This window comes from Pelagovum sp. HNIBRBA483 (assembly GCF_040931995.1).
Lineage (GTDB): Bacteria > Pseudomonadota > Alphaproteobacteria > Rhodobacterales > Rhodobacteraceae > JAEPMR01.
The window spans coordinates 264,423-276,683 of sequence record NZ_CP162412.1 but is presented as its reverse complement, the minus strand read 5'-3'; the positions used below and the strand labels follow the sequence as shown (position 1 = coordinate 276,683).

The 12,261-nt window shown below is 58.7% G+C and carries 13 protein-coding genes; 2 read left to right on the top strand and 11 right to left on the bottom strand.

The genetic code is table 11. The features are described 5' to 3' along the window. Positions 1 to 98: 98 nt before the first annotated feature. From AB1E42_RS01420 to mutM, 9 genes are all read right to left on the bottom strand, one after another. Positions 99 to 386, bottom strand: coding sequence for a hypothetical protein (locus AB1E42_RS01420; protein WP_368345224.1), 288 nt, complete (start codon positions 384 to 386; stop codon positions 99 to 101). A gap of 49 nt (positions 387 to 435) precedes the next feature. Continuing rightward, on the bottom strand, positions 436 to 1,056 hold the full coding sequence (locus tag AB1E42_RS01415) for a LysE family translocator (protein WP_368345223.1): 621 nt from the start codon (positions 1,054 to 1,056) through the stop codon (positions 436 to 438). A 10-nt stretch (positions 1,057 to 1,066) separates the two neighbouring features. Then, on the bottom strand, positions 1,067 to 1,600 hold the full coding sequence (locus AB1E42_RS01410) for a GNAT family N-acetyltransferase (RefSeq protein WP_368345222.1): 534 nt from the start codon (positions 1,598 to 1,600) through the stop codon (positions 1,067 to 1,069). Next, positions 1,597 to 2,709, bottom strand: coding sequence for a DNA replication/repair protein RecF (gene recF, locus AB1E42_RS01405; protein WP_368346342.1), 1,113 nt, complete (start codon positions 2,707 to 2,709; stop codon positions 1,597 to 1,599). Before recF ends, AB1E42_RS01410 begins: the two co-directional genes overlap by 4 nt. Before the next feature lie 42 nt (positions 2,710 to 2,751). After that, the gene (gene dnaN / locus AB1E42_RS01400; RefSeq protein ID WP_368345221.1) at positions 2,752 to 3,870 is read right to left on the bottom strand and encodes a DNA polymerase III subunit beta; all 1,119 of its coding nucleotides are present in this window, start codon (positions 3,868 to 3,870) and stop codon (positions 2,752 to 2,754) included. A 107-nt stretch (positions 3,871 to 3,977) separates the two neighbouring features. Beyond that, a complete protein-coding gene (gene dnaA, locus AB1E42_RS01395) occupies positions 3,978 to 5,330 on the bottom strand; it encodes a chromosomal replication initiator protein DnaA (RefSeq protein WP_368345220.1) in 1,353 nt (450 codons plus the stop codon). Positions 5,331 to 5,815: 485 nt separating this feature from the next. Next, a complete protein-coding gene (gene rpsT, locus AB1E42_RS01390) occupies positions 5,816 to 6,079 on the bottom strand; it encodes a 30S ribosomal protein S20 (protein WP_368345219.1) in 264 nt (87 codons plus the stop codon). A 208-nt stretch (positions 6,080 to 6,287) separates the two neighbouring features. Then, positions 6,288 to 7,064 (bottom strand): enoyl-CoA hydratase, encoded by a 777-nt coding sequence (locus AB1E42_RS01385; RefSeq protein WP_368345218.1) that lies wholly within the window; start codon positions 7,062 to 7,064, stop codon positions 6,288 to 6,290. A 63-nt stretch (positions 7,065 to 7,127) separates the two neighbouring features. Then, a complete protein-coding gene (gene mutM / locus AB1E42_RS01380; RefSeq protein WP_368345217.1) occupies positions 7,128 to 7,979 on the bottom strand; it encodes a bifunctional DNA-formamidopyrimidine glycosylase/DNA-(apurinic or apyrimidinic site) lyase in 852 nt (283 codons plus the stop codon). 84 nt (positions 7,980 to 8,063) lie between these two features. On the opposite strand from mutM, the gene ubiE reads away from it, so the two are divergent. Both ubiE and ubiB read left to right on the top strand, forming a co-directional pair. Beyond that, a complete protein-coding gene (gene ubiE, locus AB1E42_RS01375; RefSeq protein ID WP_368345216.1) occupies positions 8,064 to 8,816 on the top strand; it encodes a bifunctional demethylmenaquinone methyltransferase/2-methoxy-6-polyprenyl-1,4-benzoquinol methylase UbiE in 753 nt (250 codons plus the stop codon). Between the two features lie 3 nt (positions 8,817 to 8,819). Continuing rightward, positions 8,820 to 10,352, top strand: coding sequence for a 2-polyprenylphenol 6-hydroxylase (gene ubiB / locus AB1E42_RS01370; RefSeq protein WP_368345215.1), 1,533 nt, complete (start codon positions 8,820 to 8,822; stop codon positions 10,350 to 10,352). 1 nt (position 10,353) lies between these two features. On the opposite strand, the gene AB1E42_RS01365 is transcribed toward ubiB, so the two are convergent. Together AB1E42_RS01365 and AB1E42_RS01360 are read right to left on the bottom strand one after the other, a co-directional pair. After that, a complete protein-coding gene (locus tag AB1E42_RS01365; protein ID WP_368345214.1) occupies positions 10,354 to 11,031 on the bottom strand; it encodes a flagellar hook capping FlgD N-terminal domain-containing protein in 678 nt (225 codons plus the stop codon). Further along, positions 11,028 to 12,164 (bottom strand): flagellar hook-length control protein FliK, encoded by a 1,137-nt coding sequence (locus AB1E42_RS01360; protein WP_368345213.1) that lies wholly within the window; start codon positions 12,162 to 12,164, stop codon positions 11,028 to 11,030. The genes AB1E42_RS01365 and AB1E42_RS01360 overlap by 4 nt, the downstream gene beginning before the upstream one ends. Positions 12,165 to 12,261 lie beyond the last annotated feature (97 nt).

Here is a 12,261-nt window from a genome sequence, read left to right as displayed (position 1 = left end):
GCGGTTTGGCAGGGGATGTCACGCCAATGACACAACATTTGGCGTATCCGGACGGACAATAACACAAGGGCCGCGCATGGCCGAAAAGGCTGCACCAACTAAGGCCAAAGGCGGGCGACTTCGGCCCGAATTTCGCGGCGCAGCCACTGGTGGGCGGGAACCTTATCATCGCGCGCGTGCCAATAGATTTGCATCTGCGGCGTCGGGATTTCGAAGGGCGGCTGAAAGACCGATAACGCCAATCGTTCCGCCAGATCATCAGCCAGCTGGACCGGAACAACCGACAGGTAGCGGCTCTTGGCGACGCCCTGCCGAGAATGACGGACTTCCCGAAGTAAAGCATCCGACCGAGGAAGAGGCGGCCGCGCTGGGGGCGATATGCGCAAGCCACGGAATCCGGTTTATCGGACCACCGCTAGAGCCACTCACGGCCGCTTAGAAGAACGGAATCACCAAGCCCACAAGAACAAGCAAGCCGCCCGCGACCCTATTGATGCGGGCGGTCATCGTCGGGGAGGTCAGAAGCCGGCGCGCCTGATGGATCGAAAGCGCCATAACCAGATTGCCAAACAGCGGAATGGCGAAGGAAATCGTGCAGATGGCGGCGATGTCCCAGCCATTCACAGCAGATACATCGAAGAAACCGGGCAACATGCCCATGTAGAACAGGATGGCTTTCGGATTGCCAATAATCACCGCCAGACCAGCGACAAAACCGGACCATTGACCGGGCCGCGTGAGGGCGCCGGTCGACTCGATGGGCTTGGATGCCGAGCGGATGACAAGAAACCCCATCAACAGGAACGTGCCACAGGCGACCCATTTCAGCAGTTCGAGAAAGCCGCCATAGACCGACAGAATCCAGCTCACGCCCAAGATCGCGCAAAACGGCCAAAGGATATCGCCTATCGCGACCCCAACGGCCAGCGGCCACGCGCCGTGAAACCCACCCGAAAGAGCGCGCGCAACCAGCGCCACCCACACCGGGCCGGGGGTGAAGAAAAGCACCACCATTGCGAAGGAATAAAGCGCGAGATCAGAGGCGGCGACTGTCATTGGATGTCCATCAGAATTTGTGCCCCATGAGGTCAAGCGGGGCTTTGGCATCCCACTCGTTATCGCGCAGGGGCAGGACCATCAACGTTTCATCCGGTTCGGTCTTGATCTCGCCGGTGTGCCCATCCTCGAGCGCGACGAACCTGAGCATATTCGGCTGCGCCACGAACCCGTGGCCCGCATACATGGCGCGATCGCCGAACAGCACCATGAATTGCGCAGGTCCAGCGCGGGCTTCGTCTATGGCCCTTTTCAGCAGGCGCGAGGCAAGACCCTGCCCGCGTAAGTCAGGCGCAGAGGCGACATCGCCAACGCCCATGACCGTCAGAACCGCATCCCCCAGTCGCACATCAAGCAGGCAGAGGCCGATATGGGCGGCAACCCTGTCGCCCTCCCGAATGAGAAGGCGGAGATGGTGGCGTTGCTGGAAGTAGCTGCGATTGTAGAAATTGGTGGTGAAGGCGGCCTTCAACAGCGCAGCGATGGCGCGGTCATCTTTGGCATTCAACTGGGTTTCGTGAATGATCTCAACGTCATGTGTCATGGGGTGACTTCCTGTACGATGCTGCGCCCTGCCTCTTCGTCAACGGAGACATATTGCGCGCGGCTGGCCAGTTCTTCGAATAATTCCATGCCGGTTCCGGTCATCCATGCTTGCGCGCCCAGTGCGCAAATTTCGTCGTAGAGGGCTGCGCGGCGCGCTGCATCCAGATGCGCGGAAACTTCATCCAGCAACAAGAGCGGTGGCGTTCCCTGATCGCGCAGAAGCGCGCGGGCATTGGCTAGGATAAGAGCAATGAGAAGCGCCTTTTGTTCGCCAGTCGAGCAGTCGCGGGCGGGCACGCCCTTGGCGCGGAACACAGCGGAAAGATCGGCGCGATGCGGTCCGACCAAGCTGCGCCCCGCGGCGATGTCGCGTGGGCGGCTCTCAGTATAGGCGGTGAGCAGATCGTCGGCAGTTTCCGGCATCTCGGCACCATCTGCGCCCGTAATGGTAAGGTCTGACGCCGGAAAGTGGGTTTGCGCGGCGTCTTGCCCGCGCATGAGCTCCGCAACCGCATGTTTGCGGCCCGCGATGATACGGGCGCCCGCATCGGCCATCTGCGCCTCAAGCGCGGCGTACCAATGCGCATCGCGGACCATATCCTTCAGCAGGCGGTTCCGCTCTCGCATCGCCTTTTCGTAGGTGAGAACCGCCTCGGCGTGGGTCGGTTCGAAGCTCATCGTCGCACGATCAAGAAAACGGCGGCGGCCTTCGGAGCCTTCGATCCAAAGGCGGTCCATCGACGGAACCAGCCACAAAACGGGGGCGATACGGCCCAATTGAATTTGTGGCGCTGTTTTTCCGTCGATCCGCACCTGACGACTGGCACCTGCCTCGGACCATGTCTCGACCTCGGTGACGCGATCGCCGTTGCGCATAACCGCTGCGATTTTCCATCCCAGAGCCTCGGGGCGGCGGGTCATGTCCTCCGCCGAGGAGCGGCGCAGACCGCGCCCCGGTGAAAGGAGAGAAACCGCTTCGAGGATATTGGTCTTGCCCGCGCCATTTGGCCCAAAAAGCGAGACGGGCCGCCCGTCACATGCCAAATCCGCCCGCATATGCGAGCGGAAATGCGACAGGCGCAAACTGGAGACATGGAGCGCGCTCATGCGTGGCACAGCCGCCCCTCAAGCCAGAGACGCGACAACCCCTCAGACGCGCATGGGCATAACGACATAGACGGCGCTTGTGTCATTGCCTTCGCGCATCAGGGTTGGGTCGCCCGACGAGTTGAACAGGAAGATCGCGTTTTCGCGGTCGACTTGGCTGGCGATTTCCAGAAGGTATTTGGCGTTGAACCCGATCTCGAGCCGCTCATCACCGTAGGCCACGGCAAGTTCTTCCTCTGCTGCGCCGCTGTCAGGGGCGTTCACCGACAGCACCAGACGGTCCTCATCTAGGCTGAGCTTCACGGCGCGCGACCGTTCGGAGGAAACCGTGGCAACGCGGTCGACCGCCTTGGCGAAATCGGCGGCGTCTACTTCCAGCTTGCGAGTGTTTCCAGTGGGGATAACACGCGTGTAATCTGGAAAAGTCCCGTCAATGACCTTGGAGGTCAGGGTGATGTCCGGCGTGGCAAAACGAACCTTCGTCTCAGATACGGAAACGGCGATCTGCATTTCGTCGTCGTCCAGCAGCTTGCGCAACTCGCCAACAGTTTTGCGGGGGACGATTACGCCGGCCATGCCTTCGGCATTTTCGGGCAAGTCGGCATCAATCCGTGCGAGGCGGTGGCCGTCGGTGGCAACGCAACGCAATACGCGGCCACCATCGGCCTCGGCCACATGCATGTAGACACCGTTCAGGTAATAACGGGTTTCCTCAGTGGAAATCGCAAATTTAGATTTATCGAAGAGACGCCGCAAAACCGGCGCAGGCGCGGAGAAGTTCGTCGCGTAATCGGACGAAGCCATCACCGGAAAATCTTCTTTCGGCAGGGTCGCAAGGCTGAAGTTCGACCGGCCTGCCTCAATCGAGAGACGACCCGAGACGCCGTCTTCGGTCAGGGTGACAAGCGCACCATCAGGCAGCTTGCGCACGATCTCGTTCAGGGTCACGGCGGCAACGGTTGTCGCGCCGGCGCGCTCGACCTTGGCCGGCGCACGATCAACCACCTCGATATCAAGATCGGTGGCGCGGAACTGGACCGCGTCCCCTTCCGCCTCGATCAACACATTGGCAAGGATCGGAATGGTATTCCGCCGCTCGACAACAGATTGCGCTTGGGCGACTGCTTTGAGTAGCGCTCCGCGCTCAATGCTGAATTTCATAATCTTCGCTCCGCTCGCTTCCAGGCAACAGGCCGGAAGAGGAAACTACCCGTTTCCCCTTCTACCTCAAGTGCTTTTTAACAGTTTTGGATGTTGCTCGGTCGGCGTCAAGCTTCGAGCGCACGGCGGAGCAGTTCCAGATCGTCGGCAATCTGGCTGTCTTTGTGTGACAGCTCCTCGATCCGCTTCACTCCGTGCATGACGGTTGTATGGTCACGCCCGCCAAAACGACGCCCGATTTCAGGCAATGACCGGCTCGTAAGCTGCTTTGCCAGATACATCGCGATCTGGCGCGGGCGCGCATAGGTGCGCAACCGCTTCGGCCCGATCATATCCGATAGGCGGATATTGTAATGCTCTGAAACTTTGCGCTGGATTTCCTCAACCGTGACCTTGCGATCAGAGGCTTTCAGCACATCAGCGAGGCAATCCTGCGTCAGATCCAGAGTGATCTCGCGGCCCACAAGGCTGGCAAACGCAAATAGGCGGGTCAGCGCGCCTTCGAGGACACGAACATTGGTCGAAATCCGGTGCGCGAGAAACTCAAGCACACCATCTGCGATCTCAAGCCCGGGATACTGGGCTTTATAAAGTTCAGCCTTGGTTTGCAGGACGCCGAGTCGCAACTCGTAATCTGTCGGATGAAGATCAACCACCAGACCGCACTGCAATCGGGATTTGATGCGATCTTCCAGTCCCTTGATCTCTCCGGGAGCGCGGTCGGCTGAAATGATGATCTGCTTTTGACCGTCTACCAGCGCGTTGAAAGTGTGAAAGAACTCTTCTTGGGTGCTGTCTTTACCCGCGATGAACTGCACGTCATCGACCATCAGGATATCAACCGAGCGGAACAGTTGTTTGAAATCCATCATCTTGCGTTCACGCAGAGCCGTGATGAAACGGTACATGAACTGCTCAGCAGAAAGGTAGAGCACGTTGGTTTCCGGCTGACGGCGGCGCAGTTCGTGGGCAATGGCGTGCATCAGGTGGGTTTTGCCCAAGCCCACACCACCGTAGAGGAACAGCGGATTGAACGTGACGTCAGCACCTTCGGCAACGCGGCGGGCTGCGGCATGGGCCAGTTCGTTGGGCTTACCGACGACAAAGTTCTCGAAGGTAAAGCGCGCATCAAGCGGCGCACCGGGCACTTCGCCCACGGCATCTGTCGAGGTGTCTGTAGTTGCTGCTTGCGCTCTTGTACGGCTGGCGCTCTTGGCACGCGGCGGCACAGAGAATTTCAGCCGCTGAACCTCACCGCCAATGCGGTTGATTTGGTAGAGGATTTGTTCGCCAAAATTCTGCTGGACGTATTTGCCGATGAAATTCGTCGGTACAAAGAAGGTAGCAACACCTTGCTCGATGGTGGAAAACTCGAGGGGCTCAATCCAGTTAGAATAGTTTCCTGTCCCAACCGATCCACGGAGCGTTTCACGGATCTCTGCCCACATCTCGTTTGTCATCTTCCAACCTGTCCTGACACTAATCTTTTTTAGGCAAAGCCCATTGCATCAAATCCCCCTGGTAGCCTTGCGAGGAAAATTCCTCCCAACACGCTGTCCCGGGCTCACCCACCCAACGACGACGCCAACTATCGATACCAAAATGGCAGAGGCAGCATGTGACTTGGGGTTTCCCCTTCGTCAGATTACACACAAAAAACGACCAGATGCCCAATGCTGCATTCAGCAAACAAGGACATATTCCGGACCGCTTTTCACGTTGCCACCCCAGGAGCGATGTGAATCGCCTGCATAAGCTAGCAACAGCATCACGGTTGCTTCAACTGAACATCGCGCTTGACTTGGGCATTAATGAAAAAGAATCCCCGCCACCGCCAAAAAGCTGAGAATTTGGGCATATGCGCGTGGCCGTTCGACAACAAAAAACGCGACCCGAAGGCCGCGTTCAATTTAATATCTTGACCAGATGATCAAAAGGCAGGGAATCAGCCGAGCGCCTTAACGCGGGCAGCAAGGCGCGAAACTTTGCGCGATGCGGTGTTCTTGTGGAAGACGCCTTTGGTCACGCCACGCATCAGTTCGGGCTGAGCAGCGCGCAGAGCCGCCTGAGCTGCGTCTTTGTCGCCGGAAGCGATTGCTTCTTCGACTTTACGGAGGAAGGTGCGGATGCGCGAGCGGCGCATCTTGTTTACAGCAAAACGACGCTCGTTCTGGCGGGCGCGCTTTTTGGACTGGAGAGTATTTGCCATGTTTTCGGTCCTTGGTCAGGTCAATTCAATTTCATATGCGCAATCGGCCCGACCGGGTTCTAGAACCGGCTGATTCTGGCCAAAGCGGGCCTCACACGCATGTCTGTCGCGGCGTATAGGCGAGATGGAGTAGAAAGAAAAGGCAAAATCGCCCTGTTACCTAGCGCATCCGCCCCACAACCAAGGCGCGCCGCCGTCGTAGCTACGTTCAACGATCCCTGAATTGCGGCTCGCGTTTTTCAAGAAATGCCGCCATGCCCTCTTTCTGATCTTCCGTCGCAAAGAGCGATTGGAACAACCGGCGCTCGTAGAGCAAACCTTCGGCCAGCGATGTTTCAAAGCTTCTGTTGACGGCATCCTTTGCGGCGCGGCTGGCAATGACCGACTTTTCAGTGATCTTTTCAGCGGCGGCGAAGGCTTCTTCCTTCAACTTTTTCGCGGGCACAACGCGCGACACCAGCCCAGAGCGCTCGGCTTCGGCGGCATCCATGAAACGGCCCGTGAGGTGCATATCCATCGCCTTTGCCTTGCCGACAAAGCGGGGCAGGCGTTGGGTGCCGCCGATACCGGCCATGATACCAAGGTTGATCTCAGGCTGGCCAAACTTGGCGTTATCGGCGGCGATGATGAAATCGCACATCATTGCCAATTCGCAACCGCCGCCCAGCGCATAGCCCGCGACCGCCGCGATGATCGGCTTCTTGGTGTTATTGAAACGCTGCGCTTCGCTACAGAACAAGCAATCAACGTACATATCCATGAAGGACTTTTCGGCCATCTCGGCCACATCAGCACCGGCCGCGAAGGCTTTGTCCGAGCCGGTAAGCACGATGCAGCGAACCTTGTCATTAGCATCAGCATCTTCCAGCGCGCAGCAAAGCTCTCCCAGCATCTGGGAATTCAGTGCGTTCATGGCGTCGGGCCGGTGGAGGGTGATGGTCGCGATGTAATCCTGCACATCTACGATAATGGTCTCGAATGCCATTCGGAGCTCCCGCTTTCCGTTTCGCAGAGACCACTGGTTAGCAAAGCGTGCGCGTCTTTCAAGCTATCTTTGGCATTGCGGGCAATGGAAAGTTGAGCGTCCTGACTGCACGAATCGGCTCACTATTGCATTGCAGCCCTCTGCCACGCAGGGCTGGCCCTCGCGGCCGTAGACCTTGAAATCATGTTGAAAATAACCCAATTCGCCATCAGCTTGGCGATGGTCCCTGAGGCTTGAACCACCTGCCGCAATCGCTTCGTTGAGGACATTACGAATTATTGGCACCAAGCTATGAATACGCGTGCTCGAGAGCTTTGCTGCCTTTCGTTTAGGGTTGATTCCCGCCCGAAACAGCACCTCGCAGACGTAAATATTGCCCAAACCAGCAACGATTCCCTGATCCAGAAGGGCTGTTTTGATGGGGCTCATACGGCCCTTTAGCCGTGTCACGAGGTAATCGCCATCGAACTGGTTGCCCAACGGCTCCGGCCCGATCGCCCGCAAGAGCCAATGATCTTCTTGCGCATCTGTCGGCAAAAGATCCATTGCGCCGAAGCGGCGGGCATCGTTGAACGTAACCCGCGCGCCGCCTTCCATATCAAAGACCACATGATCGTGTTTCTCTGGCGCGGGATGGTCATGGACAAAATCACCCAGCATCGCGCCCGACACCAGCATGCGCCCCGACATGCCAAGATGAACGAGCAGGCTCTCACCGCTTTCGAGTTCGATCAGTATATATTTCGAGCGCCGCCGGAGTGCTCGAATCAGCTTCCCTTGAAGGCGTTCGGCCATATCGGGCGGAAAGGGCCATCGCAGATCAGGGCGATTGACGGCGACTTTTTCTATCCGGCGCCCTTCCATCGCGGGCAAAAGTCCGCGGCGCACTGTCTCGACCTCTGGCAATTCAGGCATGCTGCACTTCCTATAGACGTGGGCACGGTGTATGCCCCGTTTGGCGCCTATAGTTGGACCAGCGCAAGAGGACGGCAAGAGTTCATGACAGAGCAGCAGCAGAAGACCACGCATTTTGGCTTTCAGACCGTGCGCGAAGAAGAGAAAGCCGGGCGGGTTCAGGGTGTCTTCACATCGGTTGCGTCAAAATACGATGTGATGAACGATGTCATGAGCGTTGGGATTCACCGCATCTGGAAAGACGCCATGATGGATTGGCTCGCGCCGCGTCCTGGCCAACAGTTGTTGGACGTAGCGGGTGGCACCGGCGACATTTCCTTCCGCTTCCTCAAGCGCGCGGGGGCGGGCCATGCAACTGTGCTGGACCTGACCGAATCGATGCTTGTTGAGGGACGCAAGCGCGCCGAGGCCGAACAGATGGGCGCAAGCCTCGATTGGGTAGTTGGCGATGCCATGAACCTGCCCTTCGCGGATAACAGCTTTGACGTCTACACGATCAGTTTTGGCATTAGGAATGTCACGCGCCCACAGGAAGCGCTGAACGAGGCCTATCGCGTCTTGCGGCCTGGGGGACGGCTCATGGTGCTGGAGTTCAATCAAATTCCAACCCCGATGATGCAAAAGGCCTATGATCTCTACTCCTTCAACGTCATCCCGAAGATGGGGCAGATGATTGCGGGCGATCACGACAGCTATCAGTATCTGGTGGAGTCGATCCGCAAATTCCCCGATCAGGAGACTTTCCTCGGCATGGTCAAGGCTGCTGGATTTGCGAATGCCAAATACCGCAATCTTTCGATGGGCATTGCCTGCCTGCATTCTGGTTGGAAGGTCTGACCAATGCGCGGCCCGCATAATATCATCCGCCTTGTCCGCACCGGCGCAACGCTCGAGCGTACCGGCGCGATGAAAGTGATCATGGATGCCGTTGAGGCGCCGAAGTTGCTGCGGGTTGTGCTGCGCACGTTGGTCTGGCCGGTCAAATGGGTGGGTTACAAGGGCGACCCGACCGTGCCGCCCGCGCCGCGTGCGCTGACCGCTCTTGGCCCAGCCTATATCAAATTCGGCCAAGTGCTTTCGACCAGACCGGATGTTGTCGGCGACGCGCTGGCGCGGCAGTTGATGGTGCTGCAAGACAAGCTGCCGCCATTCTCGACCGCCGAGGCAAAGGCAGAGGTTAGCCGCGAGCTGGGCGTTGCTGCGGAGGCTGTCTTTGCAGAGTTTTCGGATGCGGTCGCCGCTGCGTCGATTGCACAGGTCCACAAGGCAACATTGGTCGACACGGGCGAAGATGTCGCCGTGAAGGTGCTCCGCCCTGGGATAGAGCGGGCGTTTCAGAAGGACATCGACGCCTTCTATTTTGCCGCGCGTATGATCGAAATTCTGTCACCTGCCTCCCGCCGGTTGCGGCCAATGGAAGTGATCCGGCATTTTGCCGGTGTGGTGCATGGCGAGTTGGACTTGCGGCTTGAAAGCGCGTCGGCGTCTGAATTCGCCGAAACAACCCGCAATGATGAGGGTTTCAGCGTGCCCGAGATCAAATGGCACCTATCGGGGCGGCGGGTCATGACGCTGGGCTGGGTCGAGGGACTTGGCTTTGGTGATATCGAAGCGCTTCGTGCCAGCGGGCATAATCTGGAAGACGTCGCTGGCCGCGTTTTGCAGCTTTTCCTCAGTCACGCGCTGCGGGACGGGCTGTTTCATGCGGATATGCATCAGGGGAACCTCAAGCTCGGCGCGAATGGCGATATCATCGCGTTCGATTTTGGCATCATGGGCCGGATCGACGCCTATACGCGGCGGGTCTATGCGGAAATCCTGTATGGCTTCATCCAGCGCGACTATCGCCGCGTGGCCGAGGTGCATTTCGAGGCGGGCTATGTTCCCGCCGATCGCGATGTGGAGGAATTTGCCGCAGCTCTGCGGGCTGTTGGTGAGCCGATATTTGGCATGGAAGCGAGCCGTATTTCGATGGGGCGTTTGCTGTCCTATCTCTTTGAAGTGACAGAACGGTTTGGCATGGAAACGCGCACCGAACTGATCTTGCTTCAGCGCACGATGGTCGTGGTCGAAGGCGTGGCGCGCTCGCTCGATCCGCATATGAATATCTGGCAGGTCGCCAAACCTGTGGTGGAAAATTACATAAAGGACAGCATCGGACCAAAAGCCGTGTTGCGCGATCTGGCGCTGACCGCGCGGGTGCTGGCCCGCTTTGGCCCGAAATTACCCGCGATGGCCGAGGCCGCGCTGATTAGGCAGTCGACCCCGGATCACCAGAGCGAAAGCAACAATGGGTGGTGGCAGCTTGTCACCGCCGTTTTGGCCGCAGCAGCAGGGGCCGGCGCTATGGCGCTTTATCTGCGCAGTTCGTGACTCACTCTCGAGGCGGTGATGCGGCCTCCCGCAGGCCGTTGACTGCCTCCACCATTGTTGTGTCACCGCTGGCAAAGACGATCTCTGCGTCGCCATCTGGGGAGAAACGCACCTCAGTCACCCGCGCGTAGACAGAGACGGGATGCTCCGAAAAACCGCCACCCTCAGCGGATTGCAGAGCCGAGAACCTGTAGGTTCCGCGCGCTAGGGGCATGCCGTCGGTGCCGACCCCTGCCCATTCCAGCGGGCCAGCCTGCCCGCTCAAGGCAATGTTAGTAACGGTGGCACCATTTTCGTCACGCGCAACGAGGCGCGCGCCTGTGCCAGAGAGCGCAGGATCAATGGTCACCGTCAGAGGCGCACCGTCGAAGACGGCAGCAACCGGCGCGCTGGCTTCTCTGCCGATCCAGTCCGCATAGGCGGCGGCGCCTTGCCTGCTACCAAAAGCGGCTTCGAGCAGTTGGTTCGTCCTTACCTGTTGCTCAACGCCCGAAAAGGTTGCCAATTGGACGGCGAAATCGGCGGTTTCAATCGGGTTCAATGGATCCTGATTGCGCATTTGCACTGTGAGCATCTTTAGAAATGTCTCGAAATCGCCGCTCAAAGCGGAGGTTTGAGGGCTGGTAGGCATGCCCGATTGCGCCGTGCCTGTGCTGGGTTGTACATCCATCACCGTCATAGCTTTAGATCCAGTTGGCCAAGTGGCAGGAGGATATGTGTTTCATCGCCGCTTTCCGCCAACGGCTGCGCGGGAGACGTCCCTTCCTGCGAGCGTGATGTGGAGAATGCAGGATTACGGCCACTACCATCGCGCTGAGGGGTCGCGAATGCGACATCCACATGATCGAAGCCTTCCTGCCGCAGCTGCGCGATCAGAAGATCGACATTCCGGCGGATGAGATCGCCGGTGTCCGCCCGCTCGGCAATGATCTGCACCGCGACTCCGTGATCGGTTGGTGAGAGGCGCAGCTGAACGCGGCCGAGCTCTTCCGGCGAGAGCCGGATATCAGCGACGCCACTTTTCCGGACTTGCACCATCGCCACCAACTGGCTGGTGATCTGTCTGGGAACATCCGGTTCCGACATTTGCCGAGCACTGCGCAAAGCTTGGGAGGGGCTGCCAATTTCCCGCAAGGGATCATCCGCAGCGAAGGGCAAGTGGGCGTTATCAGCAGGTAGGGGCATCGAACCGGCGCTGCCTATCGCACCGATGTGCACCTTAACCGTAGCCTCGGCACTTGCAGCAGGGACAAAGATACCCGGCTTTAGAGCGGCAAAGGCCCGCTCGGACGCAGTTGACGGAAGCGGTGCAGCCCATTCAACGCCTCGCAAGGAAGGAGGACGCCCATGATCGTGCCGCTCCGCAGGCAAAGAGCTGCCGAGCATTGCGCCTTGAACGGGCAAAGGTAAGCTTCGCGGTGGCTCAACAGCCTTACTGTGGCCCAGCGCCAAGCCCATCGGCTGGCGCGGTTCCCCAACCTCCGCCTCAGCTTCAGGCAAAGAAGCATCGACCACCGGAGGGGTGACGCCTGTTATTGGCGATTCGGTCCGGATCGCAGGATCAGGCGCTACATCAGGTGGCAAAAATGGCGGGCTTTGATCACCCTCCTCCGCTTCAGCTGGCAGAAGCTCCCCCGCGGGATCAGGCCCCGCTTCAAGGCTCTCGGCAGGTGATTCCTCGGATTCACCCCCGGCCATGAGAAGTTGCCGGAACGGGTGCACTGCATGGCCCTCGCTTATGGGAACGCCCTGCCCGCGAAGAGGCGGCACGGCGTCGCCGCGCAGAAGTGGATGGGGAATAAGTGCCTGCATTGTGCCTCCGACATGTTCAGTCGGAACTTGGCAGCAAAAACTTACCAGATTTTTACTGGTCGTCGTCAAAATCGGTCGAAACAGTTCAAATTGGAGC

Coding starts and splice junctions, on each gene's coding strand:
- AB1E42_RS01415 (WP_368345223.1), bottom strand. CDS start 1,056: ATGACAGTCGCCGCCTCTGATCTCGCGCTTTATTCCTTCGCAATGGTG.
- AB1E42_RS01385 (WP_368345218.1), bottom strand. CDS start 7,064: ATGGCATTCGAGACCATTATCGTAGATGTGCAGGATTACATCGCGACC.
- dnaA (WP_368345220.1), bottom strand. CDS start 5,330: ATGACAAACGAGATGTGGGCAGAGATCCGTGAAACGCTCCGTGGATCG.
- rpsT (WP_368345219.1), bottom strand. CDS start 6,079: ATGGCAAATACTCTCCAGTCCAAAAAGCGCGCCCGCCAGAACGAGCGT.
- ubiE (WP_368345216.1), top strand. CDS start 8,064: ATGACAGAGCAGCAGCAGAAGACCACGCATTTTGGCTTTCAGACCGTG.
- mutM (WP_368345217.1), bottom strand. CDS start 7,979: ATGCCTGAATTGCCAGAGGTCGAGACAGTGCGCCGCGGACTTTTGCCC.
- dnaN (WP_368345221.1), bottom strand. CDS start 3,870: ATGAAATTCAGCATTGAGCGCGGAGCGCTACTCAAAGCAGTCGCCCAA.
- ubiB (WP_368345215.1), top strand. CDS start 8,820: ATGCGCGGCCCGCATAATATCATCCGCCTTGTCCGCACCGGCGCAACG.
- AB1E42_RS01410 (WP_368345222.1), bottom strand. CDS start 1,600: ATGACACATGACGTTGAGATCATTCACGAAACCCAGTTGAATGCCAAA.
- AB1E42_RS01360 (WP_368345213.1), bottom strand. CDS start 12,164: ATGCAGGCACTTATTCCCCATCCACTTCTGCGCGGCGACGCCGTGCCG.
- recF (WP_368346342.1), bottom strand. CDS start 2,709: ATGAGCGCGCTCCATGTCTCCAGTTTGCGCCTGTCGCATTTCCGCTCG.
- AB1E42_RS01365 (WP_368345214.1), bottom strand. CDS start 11,031: ATGACGGTGATGGATGTACAACCCAGCACAGGCACGGCGCAATCGGGC.